The following is a 20648-nucleotide window of genomic DNA, read 5'->3' on the forward strand; positions in this document are numbered from 1 at the left end:
CAAATCTTGCGCTAATAATATGAGCAGTCAAGAGCCAAAATTATGAGCACTTGCAAAAAATCCGCGTGCAGTGCAAAGCACGCCGAGGGGCGAGGAACGACGCATGGCCAAGGGAAATGGGCGCAACACGGACAAAGAGGGTAGTGGGCGCCCGACAATGACGGATATTGCGCGCATTGCCGGTGTTTCCCAGTCCAGCGTGTCGCTCGTGCTCAATGAAATGTCCGGCTCGCGCATCTCGCCGGAAACGCAGCAGAAGGTGCGCGAGGCTGCTCATAAAATCGGTTATAAATTACCATCGACCCGCAGCCCGGTCGCAGCCGCCCCGACGGTCGAGAAGGATACGATCGCCTTCATCGTGGATGAAATCTCCACCAGCCCGCATCCGGTCGTCAGTCTTGATGGTATTCGCGACTACGCCTTCGAGCAGGGGCTTCTCGTTTCCGCCCACGCAACGCGTTCCAATCCCGATCTCGAAGAGGCCGTCCTGCGTTCCGTGCTGCGCGACCCGTCGATCGCCGGCGTCATCTATGCAACGATTTTCACGCGAAAGGTCTCGGTTCCCAAAGCGTTGAAATCCATCCCGACCGTGCTTCTCAACTGCTATGGCGATCCCCGCCAGCATGTGGCGATCGTGCCGGGCGAGGTGGCGGGCGGTTTTACCGCGACGGCGCATCTGACGGCGCTCGGGCACAAGCGCATCGGTTTCATCAATGGCGAGCCCTGGATGGATGCGGCGATGGATCGTCTCAAGGGCTACAAGCAGGCGCTGGCCACTGCCGATATTGCCTTCGACGAGAGCCTCGTGCGTGACGGCGACTGGCTGCCGCTGCGCGGTTACGAGGCCGGCCTTGACCTACTCTCGATGGACAATCCGCCCACGGCGATCTTCTGCGGCAACGATCTCATGGCGATCGGTGTCATGGAAGCGGCGCAGGAGAAGGGGCTTCGTGTGCCGCAGGACGTCTCCGTCATGGGTTACGACGACCAGGAGCTTGCCCGCTACACGCACCCCCCGCTCTCGACCCTGGTGCTGCCCAACTACGAAATGGGCCAGAAGGCCGCTGAAATCCTTATCGACATGGCCATCCATGGCAAGCAGACCCGCGCCATGACCATCAAGGTCGACGGCCCGCTTGTCGTGCGCGAGACGACGGCGGTACAGCGTTCTGCGCACCTCTAAGGTGTCCGCATCCACATTTTTGCGGGATTTCCTTTGACATGCCGGCTGCGCTGCTTGATTTCAGCTGATATTGCCGGACCATGGTGTGCGAGCCGGTGCCGCGAGACGGGAAATCTTGAAAAACACGAAGAAAGCCAAGGTGCCGCGGCCCCGCAAGCAGAAAACCCTGCTGCAACAGCTGGCGGCCAAGCCCGAGAAGCTGTTCTCCGGGGCGTTTCGTCAGCAATATGGCGCCCTGTGCTTTCGCTATCTCCCACAAGACGCCGGCATCGAAATCCTTGTCGTGACTTCGCGCGACAGCGGACGCTGGATCATCCCCAAGGGTTGGCCGATGAAGGGGAAGAAACCTCACGAGGCGGCCGCCGTCGAAGCCCTGCAGGAGGCCGGCGTTTCCGGGAAAATCCGCAAGAAACCGGTCGGCAGCTATACCTACCTCAAGCTTCTCGACGATGGCGATGTCGCACCGTGCATCGTCGATGTCTTCCAGATCGAAGTCACTGCGACCATGGAAAAATTCAAGGAGAAGGGCGAGCGTATCCTTGCCTGGGTCAATCCCGACGAGGCGGCGCGGCGTGTGCGCGAAATCGAACTGAAATCGCTGCTGGTGGAGTTCGAGCCGCGCTGACGCTCGATCGCCGTGATGGCCGGCGCGCTGAACCGTTGATATGATGACTGTCGATCGATAAGTGGCTGGGGGTTTTCCCGTCCGCAGCAACGGCGCTATACGAAGGGGCGGCGCGATGACGTGTGTGGCCTCCCCGATGTTTTTGGTACGGCGGGACTTCATCGAGGGCATTTGAAACGTTCCCATGTCGTGGGGCGGGAAGCCCACCTCGACCGAATTGCGACCGGAGATGGGTGTTATTTTTTCTATCCGCATAGCAGGAACGGGCCACGTGGTGCCGGCAAGGGTGGTTCTCTCGGAGGAACTCGACCGGCAGCTGGGTTTTTCTGCCGGCCACCTGCAAAGGATTTCGGGGGTTTGCAGCCGTCACGTCTGCGAGACGGAAGACCAGATCGACCTTGCCGCCGCCGCGGCTCATCTTGCAATGGAGAAGGCCGAGGTCGCCGCTGGGAGTATCGACCTCGTGCTCGGCGCCTGTGGCATCCCGTACCAGACCCTGCCGGCGACCGCGCCGCTCGTCATGCGCCGGCTCGGTATCCCCGACGGTGCTGCCGCAGCCTTTGACGTCAATGCCACCTGCCTCAGCTTCCTATCTGCCCTGGAGCTGGCGGCCGGCCGCATTGCCGCCGGACAGTCCCGCACGGCGCTCGTGTTTTCCGCTGATATCGCCTCGCGGGCGCTGCCGTGGAAGAGCCAGCCGGATGTCGCAGCGCTCTTCGGTGACGGCGCGGCCGCGGCGGTGCTGACGGCAGCGTCTGAGGGGACGGGCGCAATCCGCGCCAGCCTCATGCGCACCTATCCCTCGGCCTACGAGGCTTGCGAGATCGGCGCAGGCGGCACGCGTTTCGATTTTGAGCGGGAGCCTGCGGAGTTTGCCGCTCACGCCGCCTTCCGCATGGATGGCCGGGAACTCTTCCGCGTCACACATCGCCATTTTCCCCGCTTCGTCGATGACGTGCTCGCCGCTGCCGGATGGACGCCCGCCGATATCGACCTTGTCGTGCCGCACCAGGCAAGCCCGCTGGCGCTGGAGCACATGATCGAGCAGACGGGCATGCCGCGCGAGCGTGTGGTCAATATCGCGGCGCGTTTCGGCAACCAGATCGCCGCCTCGATTCCGACCGCTCTCGACATCGCCTGGCGGGACGGCCGGATAACGAGGGGGACGCGGCTTCTGCTGCTCGGCACGTCGGCCGGCGTCTCCTTCGGCGGCATGGCTATCGAGGTCTGACCGGCAATGCGGGTGCTTGTGACCGGAGCAACGGGATTTCTAGGCGGCGCGGTGATCCGGCATCTCAGCGCGCGCGGCTTTGACTCCCTTGCTCTCGGGAGGGATGAAAGCCGCTGCCGCGCCCTCCAGGAAACCGGGTTCAAGACCGTGCGCGCCGATCTTTCTCGGCCCACCCCGCATCTGGCGAGCGTCATCGGTCGGGTGGATGCGGTTGTCCATTGCGCCGCGCTCTCGGCACCCTGGGGGCGTCTCTCCGCCTTCCGTGCGGCCAATGTCGAGGGAACGCGGCATGCGCTCGATCTTGCCGAGATGCTCGGCGCCATCAGGTTCGTCAACATCTCCTCGCCGACGGTCTACTTCGAGCTGAAGGACAAGACGGACGTTGCCGAAGCAGCCCCCCTGCCGCGCCCGATCAACGCCTATGCGCGCACCAAGGGGGAGGCCGAGCGGCTGGTTCTCGCGCGCCAGAAACTCGGTCCGGTCAACCTGCGGCCGCGCGGCATCTATGGCGCAGGGGAGGAGACGCTGTTGCCGCGCCTTGTCGCTGCCGCCCGGCGCGGTCCCCTGCCGCTGCTGCGGGACGGCGCCGCCGCCATCGACCTTACCCATGTCGACGATGTGGTGGCGGCCATCACGGCGGCGCTGACGGCCAACCCGGCGATTTCAGGTGAGACCTTCAACATTTCCGGTGGCGAGACGGTGCCGGTTCAAGAGATCGTCACGCGCGTCTGCGCGGAGCTCGCCGTTCCGCTGCGCTGGAAGCGGGTGCCGTTCCGCCCGGCGCTGATGGCCGCACGGCTGGCGGAACTGGCAAGTCTTGCGCACTCTGCTTCGAAGGAGCCGCTGGTCACGCCCTATACGCTGGGTCTCTTCGCCTTCCGGCAGAGCCTCGATATTTCCAAGGCGCGCCGGATGCTCGACTGGCAGCCCCGGATTTCGCTCGACGAAGGGCTCGCCCTGACCCTCGGTGGACGGCAGGCGCCATGAACCCGGTCTTTGCCAACAGCGCCTTCGTCACCGTGCCGGAACGCTTGTTCCTGCGCGGTGGAACCTGGCGGCGGGTGCGGCTGAAAGTGCGTTACGGCATCTTCGTACATCCGGAGGCCGGGCCCGTGCTTATCGATACCGGCTATGGGCCAAGGGTGACCTGCGGGCCGCGCAGTCTGTTACTGCGTCTCTACGACGCGATTCTGCGCCCGGAACTGGCGAAGGAGGGGCAGCCCGGGAGCGTCCTGCGAAAGCTTGGCTTCACGCTCGACGATGTCGGGACCGTCATCGTCACGCATTTCCACGCCGATCACGTCGCCGGCCTTGATCTCTTTCCGAAGGCCCGGATCCTTACAAAGGCTGAGGTTCTTGGCCGCGTCCTGAACCAGCGCACCCGGAAAAACCTGCGGCACGGTATTTTCACCGAACTCCTCCCCTCCGATCTTGCGTCCCGGGTTGCTGATATCGACGGGTATGCCCTCAGGCCGGCGCCACTTGGGCTTGGGTCCGGCCATGACCTTCTGGGCGATGGCAGCCTGCTCGCCATCGATCTTCCCGGCCATGCCGACGGCCATTTCGGTCTCTGCTTCGCTGGCCTGGCGGAGCCGCTGCTTTATGCTGTCGATGCCCAATGGTGCGCCGAAGCGCTTGAGGACGAGCGCCGCCCCGGCTTCCCGGCAAGCCTGATTGCCGACGCCCCTTCCGCGCTTGCCGAAAGCACCCGCCGCGTCCTCGCCTTCCGCCGTGCAGGGGGGAAGGTGCTTCTGTGCCACGACCCGGCGGTTGCACCCTTTGACCTGCCGGAGGAGAGGCCATGACCGGGCATCTGCGCATCGCCTCGGCCTTCGTGCAAACCCTCTGGGCCGGCCGTGCCGATCGCTCGCGCGCCGCCTTCGAAAGCTGGCAGGCCGGCATCCTGCGCCGGTGGCTCGAACGCGATCTTCCTGCCGTCGATTTTTACCGCGCCGCGCCGCCCCGGCTCGCCGCCTTGCCGGTCATCGACAAGGCCACCGTCATGGCGGATTTTGCGGCCTTCAACCGGGGGCGCATCCCTGCTGAAGACGGCTGGCGCGCTTTCGAAACGACCGGTCGGATCGATGCGGTCAGCATCGGTGCCAGCACCGGAACGAGCGGCAATCGCGCCCTTTACGCCATCACCGAAGCCGAGCAGGATCGGTGGCTCGGGACCATTGTAGCCAAGGCGGTGCCCCGTTTTCTCGTCGAGCCCGAGCGTGTCGCCGTCATCCTGCCGCAGAATTCCGCACTTTATGACGGTGCAAACCGCTCTCGCCTGCTGCGGTTGCAGTTCTTCGACCTGCGGCAGGGGTTTGAAAGCTGGCTGCGCGCGCTGGAAACCTTCGCGCCCACCACCATCGTCGCGCCGCCGAGAGTGTTGCGTCATCTCGCCGAGCAATCCGAACGGCTGAAGCCGCGCCGGCTTTTCGCTGCGGCGGAAACGTTGGATCCCGTGGACCGAACCGTCATCGAGGCGCGTTTCGGCGGGAAACTCGGGCAGATCTACATGGCGACCGAGGGACTGCTGGCCGTTTCCTGTGCGAAAGGCCGGCTGCATCTGGCAGAAGACGCCAACCTCTTCGAGTTCGAGCCCGTCGCTGACGGGCTGGTCACGCCACTGGTGACGGGGTTTCGCCGGCGGTTCCAGATCATGGCGCGCTACCGTATGAACGATCTTCTGCGCCTGTCAGGCTGCCCCTGCGCCTGCGGCTCGCCGCTGCGCGTGGTGGACGAGGTGGTGGGCCGGATGGACGACGTGTTCCTCTTCGACCGGCCCGATGGTGTGCGGCTTCTGCTGACGCCTGACGTGATGCGCAACGCCGTGCTCGATGCAGCCAGAAGGATCACCGATTTCCGCATCCTGCGGGAGGAGCGTGACCGGGTTGTGCTCGTGCTGGAACCGAAGCTTGGAGAAGAAAGCGCGCGGGCCGCGCAGTGCGCGCTTCAACAGGTTTTTTCGGGGCGTGGTCTCTTCCCCGAAATCGCCGTGCGGCGGGAGACGATGGCGTTCGAGGGGCATCGCAAGCTCCGGCGGGTGGAAAACCGCTTCCGGCCGGAGGATGGTCGATGAGAGGGCTTCCCGGCGGCAGCGAGGTGGCGCATAACGAGCCGGAGATGGTTCGCCGCTTCGCGGAACTTTTCACCACCCACCCCGTGTCTGATCTCATCGGCAACCTGACAACCCGGGTTGATTCCATTCAGGTCGAGGGGCGGCACTTTCCCGTTAGCATCAATGACCGCATGGATGCGCCGACCTGCTATATCTGTTCTCCCAGCAGCGCCTATATCGACTATGCCATCGACGAGACCCGCAACTTCGCGGCCGCCCCAGTGGTGCGCCGCATGGCGCGTATCCTGATCCGTGCCTGCGGCCCGCTGGTGAGAGCAAGCGGCCTCGACCGGCAGGTGCAAGTGAACAACTGGCTGCTGTCGACCAATCCGGTGCCGGCCATCGGTCCCTCGGCGGCCGCGGAGCTTGTTGCCCGGCTGCGCGAGCGTTTTCCCGACAGGGCCATCGTCATCCGTTCTCTCAACAAGACGGCCGACGGGCCGTCCATCAGCAGTCTTGGCATGGCGGGCTTTCGTTTTCTCGCCGCGCGCCGCATTTATCTGTTCTCCGGTGAGATTGGACGCGACACGCAGAACAGGCACTACGACCGGACACTGCTCCACCGCACGCCCTACCGTCTCGCATCCGGGGAGAGCTTTACGGAGGCGGACTATGCGCGCTCCGCAGAACTCTACAAGCTGCTCTATCTCGACAAATATACGCCATTGAACCCGCAGTATTCCGCACTCTATATCCGTGAAATGCATCGCCGCGGCCTTTTCGACCTTATCGGTTTCCGGGATGGTGATGGGCGGCTGGTGGCGGTATCCGGCTTCTTCGCCAATGGCCGCACATTGACGCAACCGATTGTCGGTTATGACACAAGCCTTCCGCAGAAGGATGGGCTCTACCGGCTGGTGATGGCGACGGGGCAGGCGATTGCCGCCGAACGCGGTCTCTTTTTCAACATGAGTGCCGGCGCTGGCCGATTTAAGAGCTTGCGCGGCGCAGAACCCGTTATCGAGTACAACGCCGTCTATGTCGCCCATCTTCCACTGAGACAGCGTCTCGCAGTGCGCTTCATGGAGGGGCTGTTGCGGCGTATCGGCATTCCGCTTCTGGAGGCATTCGATCTATGAGCTATTCTCCCGATGAATGGCAGGCGGTGGCGATTGCGGCCACGATCGGCAAGACGCCGCGGCGCATCCTGCTGTCCGGCCTGCCAATCGTGCTGTTTCGCAGCGGAACGGAGATCGCCGCGTTGCACGATCGCTGCCCGCACCGGCATGTGGAACTGTCGAAGGGCAAGATCGAAAACGGCGAGATCGAATGTCCCTATCACGGCTGGCGCTTCAACGCCGCCGGTGTTTGCACGGTCGTTCCGGGCTTGGCAGGCGCGGTGCCGGGTTATCGGGTTCCGAGGCTGAGGACGGTGGTGAAGGACGGCGTCGTCTTCGTCGCGCGCGGCGAGCCGGAAGGCGAACCGTATCTGCATTGCGCGGAGGGGCAGAAGATCATCCTCAAGCTCGTGGAGAGCAGCACGCGTTCGACACTGGTCGATACGGCCGAAAACATTCTCGATGCCACGCACACGCATTTCACCCACAAGGGGCTATTGCGCGGCCTGAGCAACGAGCGCCAGCGCGTTCGGGTCGATGTGTCCGGTGGTCCGGGTTGGGTCGAGGCGTGTTATACAGGCGAGGAGCGCCAGCATGGCCTGATCAGCCGGCTGCTGGAGGGCGACCGGGTCAAGACGATCGGACGTTTTCGCGCGCCCGGCATTGCCGAACTGGAATATTGGGGTCCGAAGGGGCTGGCGCTTGCCACGACCTTCCATCTGCGGCAGGCGGCGGAAAACCAGGTGGATGGCATCGGTTGCCTGATCGGCCCGCGCGGCGGGCTGCTCGATCACCTCAAATCCCTCGCCTTCCGGCCGATGTTCCGCATCGCGCTGGAACAGGACCGCCGGGTGCTGACCTCGGCGAGCCTCAACGCGGCCCATTGGCCGGAGGCAGCACCCATCGTCGGCCCCCTGGATTTCCTGCGCCGGAGCATCGAGGCCATCATGGCCGGTGCCCTGCCACCCGTCGCGGAAAAGCCGGAGACGTTTTACATCGAACTTTGATCCGGCCCGTCCCATTCGATATCGCGGGTAGAGGCGCGCTGCAGGGAAATCCGGTGGCGCAGCGCCAGCACGGTGATCTCGCCGAGCGCCCGCCACTGCGCCCGTTTTGGGGCCGGGTCGTCGGGCCAGTCGAGAAGCTCGTCGGCGCTCCTCAGGTTGCGCAGGAAACTGCCGATCGCACCGGACCGCAACGCGGCCGGCAGGCCGTAAAGCCAGAGCGCGAGGCGGACCGTTTGCGGGCGCGCGACATCGGGTTCGACGGTTCCTCCTCCAGTGTCGATCGCTGCCGCGAAGGTTTGCGGATTTCGGAAGAAATGCAGGCCGCTCGTGGCGCGCGGATTGCACTCCAGCGGCAGCACGGTGCCGTCAGGCCGGCGGATCAGGTCGAAGGACAATTGGCCGGCCCAGCCGGTGCCGGCAGCGAAGCGGGTGACGAACGCCTTGGCAGCGCTGTTTTCCACCGGCACGAGATAGATGCCAGCCCCTTTGCCGGCCCGATAGACCGAGCGGTAGAGCGAGAAGGCCGACAAACGGCCGTCCTTTGCGAGGGCATAGACGCTGAGTTCCTCGCCTTCGAGGAACTCCTGGGCGACCCAGGGCGCCTGGGGCGTTGGGATGAGCGCATCGAGTTCTTCCGGCCGGGGGCGAAGCAGGACGCGGCTGGCAAAACGCGACCAGGCCGGCTTGAAGACCAGTTTTGACGCCGATCCGCGGACGGCGGCGAGGTCGGCCCGATCCTTGATGAGCGTCGTTTGCGGCGCGGCAAGGCCGAGGCTTTTGCAGAGCTCGATAAAATCGAATTTGTTGTGCGCGCGGGCAAGCAGATCACTGCCGGGAGCAAAGAGCTTTGCCGTCAGGCGCCGCTCGCGCCAGACGGCGGCGAGGTAAAACACCTCCTCGCAGGTGGGCAGGACCAGCGTGATGTCTTCCCGTTTCACCAGAGCCTCGACGGCGTCGCCATAGGCTTGCGGCTCGAAGCGCGGCGGCGGTAGGCGGACGTAGCTGGCGCAGGCACGGCTGGCGGCGGAGAGGGGAGAAGCCGGCGTATCGGCCAGTACGACGCGCCAGCCCGCACCGTGGAACAGCCGCGCCAGATGCAGCGCGACGGGTGCGCGTGCGCCGGTGATCAGGACGGATTTGGTCGGCGTGGAGGCTGTCATCGGGTCCGGTTTCTGACGGTTCTGTTCTATAGACGATTCTCGCGCGCGGGGGGGCACTCCACCGCAGCCCTGAGTGCCCGCGCGATCTCGTCGGCGAACATGGAGGCGGCCAGCGCCCGGCCGCGCTTTTCGCGCTGGACGAGGGAGAGCACGTTCTTGCCGAAGGTGCGGTCGCGGATCTGCACATAGGTGAGCAGGCCGTTGCGCTGCTCCTCGGCGATGTCGAATTTGCTCAAAAAGGCGATGCCGTCGCCGCTGGCGGCGAGGCATTTCATCGCCTCGATGGAGTTGGTCAGGAAGGCCGGTTCCACGGCAAGCCCGGCCTCCGAAAAGGCATCGGCGACGATGCCGTGGATCAGCATCGACTTGTCGGCGAAGATCAGCGGATAGGGTTCGCAGAAGGAGAGCGGCAGGGTTTCCATGCCGGCGAGCGGATGTTCTGGCGAGACGACGGCGCCGAGCCGCGTGTCCATCTTCCAGAGCGTTTCGAGCTGCGGCATGGTGGGCAGGTTGAAGGCAAGACCCAGATCGGCCTCACCATCGACAACCGCCTGTACGATATCGCGCACGAACATAACGCGGATAGAGATTTTCAGCCGCGGGTGGCGGGCGCAGAAGCTCGCTGCCGCCTTCGGCACGATGCCGCCGGCCAGGCCGTTCATGGTGGCGATAATCACCTCACCGCTCTGTAGGGTCTTGATGTCGCGGATTTCCGCCTCGACCTGGCTGTATTCCTTGATCGTGCGGCGCACATGGGCAAGCAGGATTTCGCCCGCCGGCGTCAGCCGCAGGCCGCGCGGCAGGCGTTCGAACAGCGGCTCGCCGATTGCCTCCTCCAATTGCAGCACATGCTTGTTGATGGCCGACGGCGCGACGTTCAGCCGTTCCCCGGCCGCGCGGATCGAACCCAGCCGCGCCACCTCGTCGATATAGCGCAGCACGCGGGAATGCAGCATCTTGGCCCCCTACAAGTGTTCTCGAAAAGCGTACGCTTCGCGCGTAAAATACTGCTTTTCGGAAGCGGTTCAATGACGTCTTATGGTTTTCGAGAGGTGCGGAGGCAGGAGCCGCGCTTACGGGGGAAACCCCGAACGATTGCCGGCCCGGCGACGGGTCGAAGAGACCGGAGGACCATCATGAACCAGCATGTCACCATCGCGGAGGCCGCGCACTACGACAAGGTGCGGGCGATCTTCGCCATCCTGAACGGCGAGAGGGAAGCCGACCTGCTCCTGAAGAACCTGAATATCCTCGATGTTCACGGCGAGACCGTCTATCACGGCTCGATCCTCGTCTATGACAAACGCATCATCGCGCTCAATCCGGACGAGAGCATCCTTAAGGTGAAGGAGGTTTTCGATGGCGAGGGGCTCTATGCCATTCCCGGCCTGATCGATGCCCATATCCATTTCGAATCCCAGCTTGCCCATCCGACGGCACTTGCCGAGGCGATGGTGCCCTGCGGCACGACGACGATCTATTCCGAATGCCTCGATCTCCTGAGCGCGGCCGGCGAAGAGGGCGTCGAGGCAGCGCAGAAACTGTTCAAGGACTATGACAAGCTGCCCTATCGCCTCTATGCGTTCGCGCCGGGCAAGAAGACGGCGGCCAATGTTACAGAGGCGGTCTTGAAGATGGAGCCGGTGATCGGTCTCGGCGAATTCGAGCACTTCACCTATTCCTCGGGCAATGACGACGATTTCCGCAAGGCGGCCTGGGTGCGCGCGCAGGGCGGCTTCATGAACGGCCATTGGGGCGTCACCGCGCTCTCCGACATGATCCTCAACTACCTGCCGGCCATCGGCTGCTCGAACAACCACGACGTCTGGAACGAGAAGGACCTGGAAAAGAGCGTCCGCTACGGTTTCCCGACCCATATCAAGTTCGGTGTCGGCAGCGCCGAGGTCATCAAGGTGCTGCTGCGCGCCATTGTCGATCGTAAATGGCCGACCGACAATTTCATGCTCTGCACGGACAACATCTCCATCGAGCGCCTTCTGACCATGGGCCATATGGACTGGATCATCTCGCTCTGCGCCGAGATGGGCATCAATCCGATCCACGCGATCAAGATGGCGACACTCAACACGGCGCGCTCCTTCCACATGGAAGACAAGCTCGGCTCGCTGACACCCGGCCGCTTCGCCGATATCGTGCTGACCGACAGCCTGTCGAAGATCAATCCGCGCTATGTCTTCAAGGACGGCGAACTGGTCGCCAAGGACCGCAAGCTGCTGACGAATGCCGAGATCGACTATTCCGGCATGTGCAAAAAGGGCGTTCCGGGTCTTGCCGACCTCACGGCGGACCAGCTCGATATCGTGCCGCTCGAAATCTCCGAGGATGGCAGCAAGGCGAAGGTCTATCTGTTCGACGTCTATGGCCGCGGCCATGCGAAGTTCTACCAGGAGGTCTGGGTGCCGCTGCGCGATGGCAAGGTGGTGCCGGAGGTCGACGGCGTCAAATACTCGCGCCTCTCGGTCATCCAGCGCTATGCCAATGGTAAGCGTCACATCGTCAATGGCCTGTTCAAGGGCGTGTCGATTGATCGCGGCGCGGTTGCGACCTTCTGGCCGGCGCCAAAACCCTACTTCGTCGTGGTGGGCGAGGAGAGCGCGGAAATGTGCCACTGCGTCAAGCAGGTCGACACCTATGCCGGCGCCTGCATCGTCACCGAAAACAAGGTGGAGAAGGCGGTGATGCCGCTCGATATCTACGGCGTCATGGCGAACATGACCGTGTCCGAGCTGACGGCGGCAGCCGGGTCCATCGATGCGGCGCTCGAGGCGATGGGCAACCGCAACGAAGGTGAGCCCGTGGTCAACAAGCTGCTCAGCCTGTTCATCTCGTTGCACCGCTTCCGCTTGATGCACTGATGGAAAGAAACGTACCGGCGGTCGCAGGCGGCGCCTGCCGGTACCCAGAAGTTACGGATTGACCCGGAGGAGGAGTTCCGGGACATCCGCGAAAACGTTTTTTGAGCGCGGCAGGCCGGGAGTGACGGGAGGCTCCGCGCAACGCCCTTGGGAGGAAACCATGGCACATAATGCGGCGGAAGCCGAAATCGTCGATACCGGCAGTCTCACCCGCCGCTGGATCATGTATGTTCTCGGAATCTACATCCTGACTTTCGGCGTCAGCCTGGCGATCCGCGCCGGCATCGGCATCTCGCCGCAGAGCAGCCTGACGCGTACCATGACGCTGGTCTTTCCGCCGCTGAGCCAGGGCACGTACAATTTCATACTCGAGCTGATCATGCTCGCGCTGACCTATTTCGTGCTGCCGAAGGATTTCAAGCTCAAGAACTTCGCCTCGCTCATCCCGGCCTTCGTGCTGGCAGTCTTCCTCGATCTCAATCTCAAATTCACCGAGTTCGTGGTACTTGAGGAATATTACCTGCGCGTCGCGCTGCTGGTTTTCGCCGATGCGGCACTTGCCTTCGGCCTCTTCCTGATGATCCGCGCCAATCTCGTGCTGATGCCGATCGACATGTTCGTCAACACGATCTTCAAGCGCACCGGCTGGAAGTGGGGCAACATCAAGACTGGCTTCGACTGCACGCTGCTCGTGACCTCGGCGCTGATCGGCCTCGGCTTCCTCGGCGAAATCCAGTTCATCCGCGAGGGTACGATCATCAATGCCATCCTCATCGGTCAGTACATCAGGCTCTATTTCTTCCTCCACAAGAAGATGAGCGCCGGGAAGAGCGCGCCCGAGACCGGTACGCTCGAACCGGCATCGAAGTAACGCCAGAGCCTTCGGAATTCCAAGGCAGGGCGCTCGAAGGGGTGCCCTGCCGCCTTTTGCGGGATAACGTGCCAATTCGCTGGCCATGTTGCGGATTCCCGCTTATGCCGGATGGATTGAAAGCGCTTGCGGGCGCGGGTGCATCCGGTGAAACTATCCCCATCATGAAAGCCATTTCCGGCACCAATCTCGAACAAGCGAAAGCGCACAACCGGCGGGTCGTGATCGAGGCGATCCGCACCAACGGTCCCTTGTCGCGCGCCGCGATCGCCCGCCTGACAGCGCTGACGGCGCAGACCGTGTCGAACATCGTCGAGGAGCTGGAAGGGTCGGAACTCCTGAAGGCCGACAGCCCGCAGAAGCTGGCGCGCGGCCAGCCCTTCACGCCCTATTCGATCAATCCCGACGGTGCCTATTCGATCGGCCTGGAGCTGGAGCGCGACCATGCGGCAGGCGTGCTGACCGACCTTTCGGGCACGATCCGCGCCCGCATTGTCAGGCCTATCGACCCGCTGACGCCGGAGCAGGCGATCCCGATCCTCGCCGTGATCAGCAAAGAACTACAGGAGGCCCTTGCCTTCGACCGCAACCGTCTGCTCGGTGTCGGCATCGCCATGCCCGGCCGCTATGCGGCGGAGGGCGTGACCTCGCTGACGCCGATCGCCCTGCCGGGCTGGCAACATTTCGAGGTCGGGCCGGCACTCGAACGGCTCGTCGGCGTGCCGGTCCTGGTGGAAAACGATGCGACGGCGGCGGCGATCGGCGAACGGCTCTACGGTGTTGCCCGTGGCCTCAGCAGCTTCGTCTATCTCTTCCTTGGCGGCGGTATCGGCGCGGGCATGTTTCTCGATGGGCATCTCTATCGCGGAAGCCGGGCCAATGCCGGCGAGATCGGCCATATCGTCGTAGAGCCGAATGGCCTGCGCTGCATCTGCGGCAAGCGGGGGTGTCTCGACCGCTACGTCTCGCTCGGCGCGGCCTATGAGCACCTGGAGATATCAGATCCCGGCGCTTACACGGCCGATGAACTCGAGGCTATGGTGGAGGGAGCCGGACCGGCGCTCGACGGATGGCTCGATGCGGCGGCCGAGCCGATGCGCCGAACCATCGATTTCCTCGAGCTCGCCTTCGATCCCCAGACCATCGTGCTTGGGGGGCCGATGCCTGCGGGGCTGCTGGCGCGGCTGGCCGCGCGCATGGAACCGCTCTATCCGCCGGTCGATCCGACGGAAGAGCGGCGCATTCCCCGCATTATGATTGCGGCGACCGGCAAGGACACGTCCATTCTGGGCGCAGCCGCTCTGCCGGTCTTTTCCGAAACGAACCCGCAGTTTGCGGTGTTGCAGAAGCCCGTCGCGTAAGTTCTGGCTTACGCGATCGGGAAGCCGTAGAGCACCGGCATCAGGCCGGCGGCGGCCTTGAAGCGCTCCCAGGATTTGCGCTCCGGCAGCGTCCAGCCGGTTTCGGCGATGGCCGAGAGGCGCGGGAAGACGAGACGGTCGAAGACGGCGCGGTCCTTCATCGGCTCCGACCAGATGCAGGCCTGCACGCCGCGGAGATTCGCTTTCTGCGCGTCGTTCCAGCCGGCGACCGGATCGAACTGGTAGGTCATTTCCGGCGCCGACCAGCCGGCCCAGCTGGCGCCGGGCTCGTCCCAGTCGGGGCTGTTGGCCATGTCGAGATAATAGGCCTGGCCGGGGCAGACGACCATCGAATAGCCCTCGCCGGCGAGCGCCGCCGACACGTCCATGTCGCGCCAGCCGCAGAGATAGGTCGCGGCCTTGTCGATGACATTGCCGTGGGCGGCTTCCTCCCAGCCGCCGGTGACGCAACCTTGCGAGGCGAGGAAGGTCTGGATCCGCTTGAGGAAGATCGCCTGCAAGACGGCGGCACCCGAACCGTCGATCGCGTCGGCGCCATGCGTGTTGGTGATGACGTTCAGCCGGCGGGCATGGGCCTCGGCCATGGCCGCGCCGCTGATGTCGCGCAGTTTCGCCAGCGCCTCCGGCGAGCCCGACCAGGCGCCGATCGGCACTTCGTCGGCGCCGACATGGATCGTCTTGAAGGGGAAGAGCTCGATCAGTTCCTTGAAGATCGTCTCCAGCACTTCATAGGTCTTCTCACGGGCAGGGTTCAGGCAATTGTCCCGAAAGCCCTGGACGGAATAGTAGCTGCCCTGTTCGTCCGGATCGCGCAGTTCCGGAATGGCCATCTGCATGGCAAAGCAATGGCCGGGCACGTCGATCTCCGGCACGATCTCGATGCCGATGGACTTGGCATAGGCGACGATGCCGCGGATCGTGGCCTTGGTATAGAAGCCGCCGGTCTTCTCCGGTCCGGTGCCGAGCAGCGGCGGGACGGGGAGGCCATGGCCGCGCCACGCGCCGATCTCGGTCAGTGCCGGATAGGCGTCGATTTCGACGCGCCAGGATTCGTCGTCGGAGAGGTGCCAGTGGAAGCGGTTGAGCTTGCTCCAGGCGAGGATGGCGAGGAGCTTGCGGATCTCCGCCTCGCCATAGAACTGGCGCGCGACATCGAGATGTAGGCCGCGCCAGTCCATGGTGGGGGCGTCCGTGATCGTGCCCGCGGCGGGGAAGCTGTAGGCATCGGGGAAGTGCCGCGCGCCACGCCAGATCTGGCCGAGCGTGATCAGGCCATAGAGCAGGCCGGTGCGCCCGGCGGCGGCAACCGAAACGGAATCCACGGCAAAGACGATCTCATAGGCTTCCGCTGCAAACCCTTCCTTCCGGTGCAGCTGCACCGGAAGCCCGCCTTCCGACGCGGAGCGGACGATGCCCTCCACGGCAAACAGGTCCTCCGTGAGCTTTGTGAATGCCTCGGCGGCGGCCGTCGCCTCGGCGCCACCGGCGATCAGCGTGAAACCGGCGGGCGCGGCACGCCGGCCGGACACGGCGACCTCTTTCGGCCAGGGGATTACCGAAACGGGGACCGGCGGGCTCATGGGAACGGGAAAGGCGGCGACGCCGCGCTTCGGCGGCGCATTGCCGCCGACCTTGAGCGTCGGCCCGGTGCCAATCGAAAGCGTGCCGCCATCAGCCAGCACGAGATAGGCGCCGCGTGCGCCGTCCGTCCAATGCTTGAAGGCCCAGCTGAGGCCGTGCACGGCGACGGTCCATGTGGCCTCGGGCTCCAGCACGAAACCCTCCGGCGGCAGAAGCTCGGTGAAGTTGGAAAGCCGCGTGCCGAGCGAGCCACCATCGATGCTCGCGGCCGGATCGACCCGGCCCGGTCCGCTGACGCAGAGGCGGAAACCGGCAAGCGAGGATTTCGAATGGTTGGTCAGCTTGAGAATATAGGCAAGCGGGCGGTCGTCGGTGGCAGGCGCCCAAGAGGTTTCGAGGGCGAATGTGGAGCGGGCGGATGTCATGGCAGTCTCTGCGGTCTGGAGGATCAGTTTACATCGAGCAATCCGGCATAGACGCCGGGGGCGGAATTGGGGATCGGCATGGCGCCGACCGTCTTTTCATAGAAGGCCGAGGGGCCGACATCGCCGATGATGGCATAGCCGTAGCCCATGGTTTTCAGGTCGAAGAGGGAGGCGAGCAGCAGCGCATGGCCGATGCCGAGCCCGCGTACCGCTTCGTCGACGCCGGTCGGGCCGAAGAAGCCGCGGGCGATCGATTCATGGCAGGCGAAGCCTACGAGTTTTTGCCCGCGCGTGGCGATGAAGCAGGTCGGCGGCTGGCGCGACAGCGAGACGGCCGTCTCGCTCGCCCAGCCCTTGCCGAATTTTTCCGCGACCCATTCGGTCACCAGCCGCGCTTCCGGCGCCAGTGGCCGGCGGATGGTGACGCCGGCCTCCGCCATTTTGGCGTCGAGATCCGGCTTCGGGGTGAGGAGCGAGAGATTGACGAGATAGTCCAAGCTGAAATCCTCTAACTCTGTGCCGCAAGCGCGCGCACGAAATGGTTTTTCCCGACCTGCTCGACCACAGTCGAGGTCGGGCGCGAGAGCGCGCGGACCTTTTCCGCCCGTTCGAGGAAGCGCGCGCTCTCGCCGATGATAAAGGGTCTGTCGCCATCAGGCACGGCCGAAAGCAGCAGCTGCGTATAGGGATGGCGCGCATCGGCGATGACGGCCTCGGTCTCGCCCCACTCGACCATCTGGCCGGCGAACATCACCACGATCTCTTCCGCCACATGGGCGGCGGTGGCGATGTCGTGGGTGATGTAGAGCAGCGCCAGACTGCGTTCCTGCTTGATGCGGGCGAGCAGCTCCAGGATGCCGAGGCGGATCGAGACGTCGAGCATCGAGGTCGGTTCGTCGGCCACAAGCACGCCGGGCTGCACGGCGAGCGCACGCGCGATGTTGACACGCTGGCGCTGGCCGCCCGAAAGCTCGTGCGGATATTTCCGCCGCGTTACCGTCGGGTCGAGCCCGACATCGGAGAGCAGGGTGGAAACCGCATCCGCGACCGCAGCTGTGCCTTCGGCATGGCGGTGCAGAAGCACCGGTCGCGAAAGGTGGTGGTCGATGGAAAAGACCGGGTTGAGCGAGGAGAATGGGTCCTGAAAGACCATCTGCACCTCGCGGCGATAGGCCTTCTCCTCATCGCGCGTGTCCGTTGCGGTGACATCGCGGCCGCGGAAGGAGAGGCGGCCTGCTGTCGGCTGGTCCATGCGCGCGATGATGCGGGCGCAGGTCGTCTTGCCGCAACCGGATTCACCGACCAATGCCAGGGCGCGGCCTGGCGTCAGCGACAGTGAGATGCCGCGCAGCGCCTGCACGGCGCCGAAGCTGCGCTCGATAGCGTCGAGGCGGATGATCGGCTCCGCCGTCGGGAGGGAAAGGCTCGGCGCGAGGTTCATGCCACACCTCCTGCGAGTTCCCGGCGGCCGGGCAGCTGCGGAATGGCGTTCCAGAGCTTGCGGGTATAGTCGTGAACCGGTGCATGGCTCACCTGCCTGACATCACCGACCTCGACCAGCTCGCCCTTCAGCATGACGCCGATGCGGTGGCAGAGCTGCGCCATCAGGTGCAGGTCGTGGGTGATGAACAGCACGGAAAAACCGTGGCTGCGCTGCAGGTCGATGACCTGTTCGAGGATTTCGCGCTGCACCACCACGTCGAGCGCCGTCGTCGGCTCGTCCATGATGATCAGTTCCGGCTGCAAGGCGAGGCAGATGGCGATGACGATGCGCTGGCGCATGCCGCCGGAAAATTGGTGCGGGTAATCCGTGAGCCGGCTTGTCGATATGCCGACCAGCTTGAACATGGCCTCCGCTCGTTCGCGTGATTGCGCCCGCGTTGCGCCGGTATGCCGGTGCAGCACGTCGTGGAATTGCGCCTCGACGCGCATCAGCGGGTTCAGCGAATTCATGGCGCTCTGGAACACCATGCCGACGCGGCGCCAGCGCACCTTCTGCATCTCGCCTTCCGGCAGTTTCAGGAGGTCGCGGCCGTCGAGCAGGATCTCGCCGCCGGTCACCCAGGCGGGCGACTTGGCAAGGCGGGTGATGGCGAAGGCGATGGTGCTCTTGCCGCAGCCCGATTCCCCGGCAAGCCCGAAGATCTCGCCGCGGCCGATATCGAAGGAGACGTTCTTCACGGCGCGGAAGGCGCCCTTGTCGAGGAGGTAGTCGACCTCGAGATTGCGGATTTGCAAAAGTGTGTCGCTCATTATGCACCTCCCAGGCTTCGGTTGCGCTGGCGGTTGAGGCGCAGCCAGCGGGTCAGTGCCGGGCCGGAGCGCAGCTGCGGATTGGCGATCTCGTCGAAGGTGAAGTTGACGAGCGCAAGACCGAGCCCGATCAGCGCGATGCCGGCGGCGGGTGCGCCGATATCCCACCAGGCGCCGAGGATGATCGCCGAGGAGTTCTGCGCATTGTAGAGCATCGTGCCCCAGGTCACCTGCAAGGGATCACCAAAACCGAGATATTCGAGCGTCGTCTGGGCGACGACGGCATAGATGATGCTGCCGACGAGATTGATGCCGATCAGCGGCAGGAGATTGGGCAGGAGCTCGACGAAGAGCACGCGCCAGGCCGGCTCGCCGATCATGCGCGCGGCGGTGACGAAATCGCGGTTGCGCAGCGCCATGGTTTGCGAGCGGGTCATGCGCGCGCCCCAGGGCCAGGAGGTCAGCGCGATGATCGCCATGATGGCGAGCGGCCCGACGGTGCCGGCAAAGGAGGCGAGCAGGATCAGGAGCGGGATGTTGGGGATGACGAGCACCGCATTGGTCGCAAGGTCGAGGGCGGCATCGGTGCGCCCGCCGGCATAGCCGGCGATCAGGCCAATGGCGGTGCCGATGACGGTGATGGCGATGCCCGTCGCGAAGCCGACGGCGAGCGAGGTGCGCGAACCCCAGACAAACTGGGTATAGACGTCTCGGCCCATTTTGGTCGTGCCGAAGACATGCTCGACGGTCGGCGGCTGGTGCGAACGGCCGACACGGGCACTCGGCGCGCCGGGCGCGATGATGGGGGCGAAGAGCGCCATCAGGCACAGCGCCACGATGATGATCAGGCCGGCGACGGCCTTTTTCTGCTGAAGAAGGATTTTCAGGCCGGACATCATGCGGAACCGTCCTTCAGTCTCGGGTCGATGACGCCGTAGATGATATCGACGAGAAGATTGGCGCCGAGCGTGGCAAGCGTCATCAAGAGCAGCTGGCCCTGGATAACGGGGTAGTCGCGCGCCACGCTGGCGGTGAAGAGGGTGAGGCCGAGGCCCGGATAGTTGAAGACGATCTCGGTGACGATGGAGCCGCCGAAGACGGCGCCGAGCATCAGGGCGAGGTTGGTCAGCACAGGCAGCATGGCGTTGCGTGCGCCGTAGCCGAGCATGACTGTTGCGGCCGTCAGCCCCTTGGCACGGCCCATCGTGACATAGTCCTCGCCGAGCACGGAGATCATCGAGGAGCGCATGGTCGTTTGGAACTCGCCGATGAGATAGGGCGAGAGCGTCAGCACGGGCAGGATGGCGTGGTAGAAGACGCTGCCGGCGAAGGTGAAGTTGAGGCCGGGATCGAGGCTTGGATCATAGGCATAGCCGACCGGGAACCAACGCAGCGCCACGCCGAAGACGAAGAGCGTCGTCAACGCGATGATGACGGGTGGCACGGCGATCATGACCACGGAAAACGGCGAGACGACCGTGTCGAACCGTCCGCCGCGCCGCCAGGCGGCGATGGCGCCGAGCAGGGTGCCGACGACGAGCGAGAAGGTGATCGCCGTCACGACGAGGAACAGCGTCCAGAGCGTCGAGCGGGCGAGCACCTCGGTCACGGTCTGCGGGTAATATTTGACGGAGACGCCGAGATCGAGCGTCGCCAGCCCTTTGAGGTAATCGAGGAACTGGGCGGCGAGCGGCGCCTCGACGGCGCCGAACCTTGCCTTGATCGCCTCGACGGCGGCGGGCGTCGCGCGGGGGCCGAGCTGGGCGATCATCGCATCGACGGGGGACCCCGGCATGAGCCGGGGGACCGTGAAGTTCATGACGATCGCAAAGCCGAGCGCCACCGCATAGACGCCGAGGCGCCGGGAGGAGATGTACATCCCGT

At 64.4% G+C, this 20648-nt stretch carries 19 protein-coding genes; 11 read left to right on the forward strand and 8 right to left on the reverse strand.

Annotated elements, in window-relative coordinates:
• The first annotated feature begins 103 nt into the window (after positions 1 to 103).
• The 8 genes from MUU55_RS16750 to MUU55_RS16785 all read left to right on the forward strand — a co-directional run bounded on the left by MUU55_RS16750 (position 104) and on the right by MUU55_RS16785 (position 8216).
• A complete protein-coding gene (locus tag MUU55_RS16750; RefSeq protein ID WP_244761886.1) occupies positions 104 to 1183 on the forward strand; it encodes a LacI family DNA-binding transcriptional regulator in 1080 nt (359 codons plus the stop codon).
• Between the two features lie 115 nt (positions 1184 to 1298).
• Positions 1299 to 1808, forward strand: coding sequence for an NUDIX hydrolase (locus MUU55_RS16755; RefSeq protein WP_244761887.1), 510 nt, complete (start codon positions 1299 to 1301; stop codon positions 1806 to 1808).
• Positions 1809 to 2079: 271 nt separating this feature from the next.
• Positions 2080 to 3039 carry a 3-oxoacyl-ACP synthase III family protein gene (locus MUU55_RS16760; RefSeq protein ID WP_244761888.1) on the forward strand — a complete coding sequence of 320 codons (960 nt, stop codon included), beginning with the start codon at positions 2080 to 2082 and terminating at the stop codon, positions 3037 to 3039.
• A 6-nt stretch (positions 3040 to 3045) separates the two neighbouring features.
• Positions 3046 to 4026, forward strand: coding sequence for an NAD-dependent epimerase/dehydratase family protein (locus MUU55_RS16765; RefSeq protein ID WP_244761889.1), 981 nt, complete (start codon positions 3046 to 3048; stop codon positions 4024 to 4026).
• On the forward strand, positions 4023 to 4844 hold the full coding sequence (locus MUU55_RS16770) for an MBL fold metallo-hydrolase (protein ID WP_244761890.1): 822 nt from the start codon (positions 4023 to 4025) through the stop codon (positions 4842 to 4844). Before MUU55_RS16765 ends, MUU55_RS16770 begins: the two co-directional genes overlap by 4 nt.
• On the forward strand, positions 4841 to 6112 hold the full coding sequence (locus tag MUU55_RS16775) for a CoF synthetase (protein ID WP_244761891.1): 1272 nt from the start codon (positions 4841 to 4843) through the stop codon (positions 6110 to 6112). The genes MUU55_RS16770 and MUU55_RS16775 overlap by 4 nt, the downstream gene beginning before the upstream one ends.
• A complete protein-coding gene (locus MUU55_RS16780) occupies positions 6109 to 7230 on the forward strand; it encodes a GNAT family N-acetyltransferase (protein WP_244761892.1) in 1122 nt (373 codons plus the stop codon). The genes MUU55_RS16775 and MUU55_RS16780 overlap by 4 nt, the downstream gene beginning before the upstream one ends.
• Positions 7227 to 8216 carry a Rieske 2Fe-2S domain-containing protein gene (locus tag MUU55_RS16785; protein ID WP_244761893.1) on the forward strand — a complete coding sequence of 330 codons (990 nt, stop codon included), beginning with the start codon at positions 7227 to 7229 and terminating at the stop codon, positions 8214 to 8216. Before MUU55_RS16780 ends, MUU55_RS16785 begins: the two co-directional genes overlap by 4 nt.
• Here the strand turns inward: MUU55_RS16785 and MUU55_RS16790 are convergent.
• Positions 8201 to 9376 (reverse strand): ATP-grasp domain-containing protein, encoded by a 1176-nt coding sequence (locus MUU55_RS16790; RefSeq protein ID WP_244761894.1) that lies wholly within the window; start codon positions 9374 to 9376, stop codon positions 8201 to 8203. The two genes, MUU55_RS16785 and MUU55_RS16790, sit on opposite strands and share 16 nt — an antisense overlap.
• Before the next feature lie 26 nt (positions 9377 to 9402).
• Positions 9403 to 10332: a LysR family transcriptional regulator gene (locus MUU55_RS16795; protein ID WP_244761895.1), complete on the reverse strand. Its 930-nt coding sequence runs from the start codon at positions 10330 to 10332 to the stop codon at positions 9403 to 9405.
• A gap of 180 nt (positions 10333 to 10512) precedes the next feature.
• On the opposite strand from MUU55_RS16795, the gene MUU55_RS16800 reads away from it, so the two are divergent.
• The 3 genes from MUU55_RS16800 to MUU55_RS16810 all read left to right on the forward strand — a co-directional run bounded on the left by MUU55_RS16800 (position 10513) and on the right by MUU55_RS16810 (position 14484).
• Positions 10513 to 12252, forward strand: coding sequence for an amidohydrolase family protein (locus tag MUU55_RS16800; protein ID WP_244761896.1), 1740 nt, complete (start codon positions 10513 to 10515; stop codon positions 12250 to 12252).
• A 160-nt stretch (positions 12253 to 12412) separates the two neighbouring features.
• A complete protein-coding gene (locus tag MUU55_RS16805) occupies positions 12413 to 13123 on the forward strand; it encodes a YczE/YyaS/YitT family protein (protein ID WP_244761897.1) in 711 nt (236 codons plus the stop codon).
• A gap of 164 nt (positions 13124 to 13287) precedes the next feature.
• Positions 13288 to 14484 carry an ROK family transcriptional regulator gene (locus MUU55_RS16810; protein ID WP_244761898.1) on the forward strand — a complete coding sequence of 399 codons (1197 nt, stop codon included), beginning with the start codon at positions 13288 to 13290 and terminating at the stop codon, positions 14482 to 14484.
• A gap of 8 nt (positions 14485 to 14492) precedes the next feature.
• Here the strand turns inward: MUU55_RS16810 and MUU55_RS16815 are convergent, their stop codons facing one another.
• The 6 genes from MUU55_RS16815 to MUU55_RS16840 are packed head-to-tail and all read right to left on the reverse strand — an operon-like array spanning position 14493 to position 20643.
• Positions 14493 to 16511 carry a beta-N-acetylhexosaminidase gene (locus MUU55_RS16815; protein ID WP_244761899.1) on the reverse strand — a complete coding sequence of 673 codons (2019 nt, stop codon included), beginning with the start codon at positions 16509 to 16511 and terminating at the stop codon, positions 14493 to 14495.
• A gap of 23 nt (positions 16512 to 16534) precedes the next feature.
• Positions 16535 to 17008 carry a GNAT family N-acetyltransferase gene (locus tag MUU55_RS16820; protein WP_244761900.1) on the reverse strand — a complete coding sequence of 158 codons (474 nt, stop codon included), beginning with the start codon at positions 17006 to 17008 and terminating at the stop codon, positions 16535 to 16537.
• 11 nt (positions 17009 to 17019) lie between these two features.
• The gene (locus MUU55_RS16825) at positions 17020 to 17952 is read right to left on the reverse strand and encodes an ABC transporter ATP-binding protein (RefSeq protein ID WP_244761901.1); all 933 of its coding nucleotides are present in this window, start codon (positions 17950 to 17952) and stop codon (positions 17020 to 17022) included.
• Positions 17949 to 18764, reverse strand: a complete 816-nt coding sequence (locus MUU55_RS16830) for an ABC transporter ATP-binding protein (protein ID WP_244761902.1) — start codon at positions 18762 to 18764, stop codon at positions 17949 to 17951. The genes MUU55_RS16825 and MUU55_RS16830 overlap by 4 nt, the downstream gene beginning before the upstream one ends.
• Positions 18764 to 19663: an ABC transporter permease gene (locus MUU55_RS16835; protein WP_244761903.1), complete on the reverse strand. Its 900-nt coding sequence runs from the start codon at positions 19661 to 19663 to the stop codon at positions 18764 to 18766. The genes MUU55_RS16830 and MUU55_RS16835 overlap by 1 nt, the downstream gene beginning before the upstream one ends.
• On the reverse strand, positions 19660 to 20643 hold the full coding sequence (locus MUU55_RS16840) for an ABC transporter permease (RefSeq protein WP_244761904.1): 984 nt from the start codon (positions 20641 to 20643) through the stop codon (positions 19660 to 19662). The genes MUU55_RS16835 and MUU55_RS16840 overlap by 4 nt, the downstream gene beginning before the upstream one ends.
• Between the last annotated feature and the right edge of the window lie 5 nt (positions 20644 to 20648).

The organism is Shinella curvata, from assembly GCF_022899935.1.
Taxonomy (GTDB): Bacteria; Pseudomonadota; Alphaproteobacteria; order Rhizobiales; family Rhizobiaceae; genus Shinella; species Shinella curvata.